The 3,953-nt window shown below is 60.0% G+C and carries 3 protein-coding genes; 2 read left to right on the top strand and 1 reads right to left on the bottom strand.

The window, feature by feature from the left end; all coding sequences use genetic code 11:
* Nucleotides 1–1,158 precede the first annotated feature (1,158 nt).
* Nucleotides 1,159–1,647 carry a tripartite tricarboxylate transporter TctB family protein gene (locus WH91_RS10265; RefSeq protein ID WP_046170925.1) on the top strand — a complete coding sequence of 163 codons (489 nt, stop codon included), beginning with the start codon at nt 1,159–1,161 and terminating at the stop codon, nt 1,645–1,647.
* A 1-nt stretch (nt 1,648) separates the two neighbouring features.
* Nucleotides 1,649–3,148, top strand: a complete 1,500-nt coding sequence (locus tag WH91_RS10270) for a tripartite tricarboxylate transporter permease (RefSeq protein ID WP_046170924.1) — start codon at nt 1,649–1,651, stop codon at nt 3,146–3,148.
* Between the two features lie 12 nt (nt 3,149–3,160).
* Here WH91_RS10270 and WH91_RS10275 read toward each other — a convergent pair.
* Nucleotides 3,161–3,953 (bottom strand): LysR substrate-binding domain-containing protein (locus WH91_RS10275; RefSeq protein ID WP_144408364.1); only part of this gene is annotated, 793 nt, incomplete at its 5' end.

Genomic DNA, 3,953 nt, shown 5'->3' on the forward strand with positions numbered 1-3,953 from the left:
GATTCGCATAATATGCGGACTGGAACAGTGGAATAGTTGCTCGACGTGGACGTCCGCAACCGACCCGAAGTGGCCAGTCAGGTTCCGACCCATATCCGCCGTTCAAGGCCAACTCTTCGGTTCCTAAAAACCGCCATTAGTTGTCGTAGGATCGTTGTCCGATGTCGGCATGACGGTCGCAAGCATTGCCCGGCTCGTTCCCGCCGGACACGGCAGTGACCTGAACCATGACAATCGGGCTGCGCGGATGCGCAATAGATAAACGGGTGGTCAGGTGCCCGGTCGGTTCAGGCGCGTGGGCTCAAGTATGGAGATCTGGTTCATCGCGGTCGATACCGTCTCAGCCAGAGTGATCCCCGACGGCCTGTCCAGCAAGAACGACACCGCAGTCTGGAGCGTCGCGACAAGCGTTGCGGCGACCAGGCGACGCGAATGCTCTTTGCCGGCGGCGGGACGATCAGCAACTTAGCCTATGCGGTGGGGCACGGAAGCGTGCCGCAGTTCACTCGAGAATACGGGCGGATATTCGGTATGTCGCCGACCCGGGATGTCCGGACTACCGCTCCCGGTCCTACTCGGCAGCGTGAACTTCATTCTCGCAATAACCGTGATCAAGACACCCTGCCCGAGCGGGACCTGACTAGGGCCGTGGGATAGCGGTTCGAGCATGGGAGGTCGCAACGTTCGCCGAAGTGCGCAGCAGCAAGCTTCTGGCGGTGGACAGCATGCGTCGGAGACCGTCTCCGCAAATGAATTCCGATCCGTCACCGGGCGAAGGAACAGGGCGGTTTCCCGACCGCCTGCCGCAATCGACCTGCGCGCCTCTATCGTCGCAATGCCCACGGTCGCCCATTCGTCACCATGTTTTCGGCGATCGGGAAGTTGTCCCGAGCGCAGCCGCCCCGCCAGGATCGCAGCGGATGTGGGCACCCTTGCCGATGTCGTTTACTGACGAGTTTCGGTTCCGCCGCCTAGACCCGTTTGGGGGTGGGTTGATACCGGAAAAGTATCAATAAGGGTCAAACATGTATTGGACGCAGTAGTTCAGCCCTGTTCATAGTCCGGATGGAGAAGCATTCAAAACCGCTCTGGCGCCATTTCGGCGGCTGGCACCCTTTAGAAGGCGAGTGCGGAGCCTCTCCTATAGTGGAGGACAATTTGATCAACAGCCCCTTTAATTCGCCAAGGCGCCTCGACCGGCCGACGGCCGCAATCGGAATTACACTTCTAGCTCTCGCTGCTTTGCTCGTAAGGGACGCCTTCAACATGAGCGTGGTCGGCGGCTATGGCGTCGGTCCGAGCGCGATGACATACGCGGTGGCTTCGGGCCTCGTCGTGCTTGGGTTCGGGCATATCATCAGTGCGTTTCGCCCGACCGCAGATACACGCGAACGTGCCGACTGGAAGGGAACGGGCCACGTCGTCGGTGGGATCGCCATCCTTATTCTTGCAGTCTATTTTCGTCTCGGATTCATCATCCCCATGGGGATGCTCTTTACATTGACGGCCCGTGGCTTCGGACGACGCGCTTTTTTGGCGGACTTCGCGCTAGGCATCTCCCTCGGAGCCGTAATCTACCTGGCCTTCGCCAAGCTCCTCGCATTGAGCCTTCCCCGCGGTCCGCTAGAACAGCTGCTGGCGCTCTGAAATGGATACTTTTATAGCACTTGGGAACGGCTTCCTGGTCGCGCTGATGCCTATGAACCTTGTCTACGCGCTCGTCGGCGTGTTCCTGGGCACCCTCGTGGGCGTCCTGCCAGGTATCGGCCCGGCCCTTACGGTAGCGCTTCTTCTGCCGATAACCTTCAGACTGGATCCTACCGGCTCCCTCATTATGTTCGCGGGAGTTTACTACGGCGGAATGTACGGCGGTTCGACGACGTCGATCCTGATCAATACGCCCGGTGAATCCGCGTCGATGATCACGGCTCTCGAGGGCAACAGGATGGCCAAGGCGGGACGGGCCGGACCGGCCCTGTCCACCGCCGCATTAGGGTCGTTCGTAGCCGGAACGATCGCAACCATCTGCCTGGCATTCTTCGCGCCCTATCTCGTGAAGGTCGCTCTGCTGTTCGGGCCGGAGGATTATTTTGCGCTGATGGTGCTGGCATTCGTCACCGTCTCTGCCACGTTCGGCGACAGTCCCCTGCGCGGCATCACCGCGCTCTTCGTAGGGCTGACATTAGGCTTGATCGGCATCGACACCCTTTCCGGACAGGCGAGGTTGGTCTTCGGCATACCTGAACTGCTCGACGGAATTGAAGTCACGACTCTTGCAGTGGGCCTCTTCGCTATCGGAGAGGCGCTGTTCGTCTGTTCGCGACGTGCCTTCGGGGTTGAAGAGGTCCAGCCGATCAAGGGTTCGCTGTGGATGACCAGGGAAGACTGGAAGCGCTCGTGGAAGCCGTGGCTGAGAGGGACCTTGCTGGGTTTCCCGATTGGCGCTCTGCCCGCAGGTGGTGCTGAGATTCCCACATTCCTTTCCTACACGATCGAAAAGAAGCTTTCGAAATATCCCGAAGAATTCGGCCATGGGGCGATCGAAGGCGTTGCGGGACCGGAAGCGGCAAACAACGCCGCCGCAGCCGGAACTCTCATGCCGCTGCTGACGCTCGGCCTTCCGACATCCGCGACCGCAGCAATCATGCTCGCCGGCTTTCAGCAGTACAACATACAGCCCGGTCCGTTGCTCTTTGCAACCGATCCCGCCCTGGTCTGGGGTTTGATCGCATCGCTTTTCGTCGCCAACTTCATGCTTATCGTACTCAATCTTCCTCTCGTAGGGCTTTGGGTAAAACTGCTTAGGACCCCGACGCCATGGCTGTACGCGGGCATTCTCGTATTTGCGACGACGGGCACGCTGGCCGCGAACCCGTCCTACATCGAACTGATCATGCTTCTTTGCTTCGGCATCGTGGGCTTCGTGATGCGCCGCTTCGACTATCCGATTGCGCCTATGGTGGTCGGGCTCATCCTGGGTCCGATGGCGGAAACCCAGCTTCGACGTGCGCTTCAGGTCGATGTAGGCAGTCCGATGGGTCTGATACAAAGCCCCATTGCAGCCACGCTTCTGTCCTTAGCGGCGTTAGCTCTGATAGCGCCGTTCGTAATCAAGGGACTTAGTCGATTTCGGGCCGCCGAAGACTGACTGACGTTCTGCTTACAGGGGGCCGTCACTGCCTGTTCCAAGTTCGTCACGCAGGGTAAGTGCGATTTTTTCGAAATTGGACAAGGTGGGCGAGGACGACGCTTCGAGCCGGGCGAATGACAGGATCGCCTCCGGGAGGCTGCTGTCTCTGACCGGCTTGTACGCGACGAAGCCCTCCAGGAACCTGCTCATGGACGCGGGCACGAAGGTGATGCCAAGTCCGGCTGCGACGAGGCTCAGGATCGACGTCATCTGCGGTGCGTCTTTCTGAGTAATGATCGGACTGAAACCGGTCTGCTCGCATGCAGCCAAGATGACTTTTGTCAGCCGCTCTCCGATCGGCCGCGGACGCAGGATGACGGTTTCCGATTTCAGATCTTCCAAGGCGATGGACTCCGCCTCCGCAAGTGGATGATGAGCCGGGATGGCTGCCAGCATCGGCTCCTGCAGGACGGTTGTTATGGTGAGATCGGTGGTGTCGATGTCCGTCGGCCGCAGAAATGCGCCGTCTACCGCGCCTCGCCGTAACGCCTCCATCAGCGCCGGCGTGTTGCTCTCGGATATGGCGAAATCCACGGCCGGAAATCTCGACCGATAGGCGCGGAGAATAGACGGGACCACGATATTGAACGGCGCGGAAGGCGTCAGGCCAATTCTCAAGGTCCCTTCGTCGCCATCGGCCGTTCGTTTGACCGCGTAGGCCGCGTCGTCGATCGCGGCCAGGATCTTGCGCGCGTCGACCAGCAGGCGATGCCCGGCCGGTGTGAGGCTGACCGTTCTACGGGTGCGCTCGAACAACACCGCA

The sequence above is a fragment of the Devosia psychrophila genome, assembly GCF_000971275.1.
In the GTDB taxonomy this organism is placed as follows: Bacteria; Pseudomonadota; Alphaproteobacteria; order Rhizobiales; family Devosiaceae; genus Devosia; species Devosia psychrophila.